This is a genomic window from Photorhabdus kleinii, from assembly GCF_025384885.1.
Classification (GTDB): Bacteria; Pseudomonadota; Gammaproteobacteria; order Enterobacterales; family Enterobacteriaceae; genus Photorhabdus; species Photorhabdus kayaii.
The window spans coordinates 1-1,204 of the sequence record NZ_JAJAFY010000138.1 but is presented as its reverse complement, the minus strand read 5'-3'; the positions used below and the strand labels follow the sequence as shown (position 1 = coordinate 1,204).

Annotated in this window: 1 protein-coding gene; it reads left to right on the top strand. The window is 48.3% G+C overall.

What is annotated here, in order from left to right; translation table 11 throughout:
- Window positions 1–272: 272 nt before the first annotated feature.
- On the top strand, window positions 273–1,204 hold a 932-nt coding region (locus LG003_RS22995; RefSeq protein ID WP_390894168.1), incomplete at its 3' end, for a ShlB/FhaC/HecB family hemolysin secretion/activation protein.

Here is a 1,204-nt window from a genome sequence, read left to right as displayed (position 1 = left end):
CCAATGATTTCATCCTGAAATAAAACATCATAAATGTGATATATATCACATAATTGACACAAAAAATGAAATTAATTTGAAATTATTAGTATTGGTTATTAAATGATTAATATTAATCTGTTTTTTATACAATGTTGTCACAAAATAATCACATTGGCCTGTTTTTTGCTTTGCAATATAACCCCTTGTTTTTGCTGCTAACTTAACCAATTTCCCTATTTTAGATGCCCGGTTGATCATCAATCCTAAATATTGATCGCTAAGTTAAATTCGTGGTTAATACCGCTCTAGCATTGTGGAATAGAAAGTCAATGAAAAGCAGTATTTTAGTGTTTGCGGTTTTTTATAGTGTAGTCTCAGGCAGTCAGGCCGCAGACCTCTCAGCACAACAACTCATTCATCAACAGGCACGCCAGCAAGCCCTGGAGGCGCAATTAGCCCCACCCTCTGCGGAGGTTCACCTGTCTGTCCCCGAACAGGCGGTGTCATCCGCCTTTCCGCGGGAAACGCCGTGTTTTCCGATCACCCGCGTCGTGTTGGCCGGCACTGAAAATTTCCCGCATTGGTTGCCGTTCAGGCGTGTCGCTCAACAGGGCGAAAACCATTGCCTGGGCGATAAAGGCATTAACCGGTTGATGACCCAATTGCAAGATCAGCTCATCAATCACGGCTATGTCACCAGCCGGGTTCTGGTCCCTCGCCAGGATCTGCATACCCAAACGCTAAAACTGGTGATGATACCGGGCTACATCCGGCATATCCGCTATACCCCTGACAGCGGAAAATATATCCAGCGGATAACCCCCTTTCCCGCGCGTGAAGGAAAATTGCTGGATTTACGGGACATTGAGCAGGGACTGGAAAACTTGCAACGTTTCCCGACCGTTCAGGCGGAGATGAACATTGTCCCGGCAGCGCAACCGGGGGAGAGTGATATTGTGCTGGACTGGCGTCAGTCACGGCACTGGCGAGTCGCCACGTATCTGGATGATACCGGCACCAAAAGCACCGGCCGTTATCAGGGCGGATTCACCTTCTTTCTGGATAACCCGCTGGCGTTAAGCGACCTGTTCTATCTCTCCGGTGGACGCGATATTCACGCGTCTGCCGGGAAAGGCAGCCAAAACGACACGCTCTATTATTCGCTGCCCTTCGGCTACTGGATGGCGAGCGTGACGGCCAGTCATTACGATTATGTGCAGAC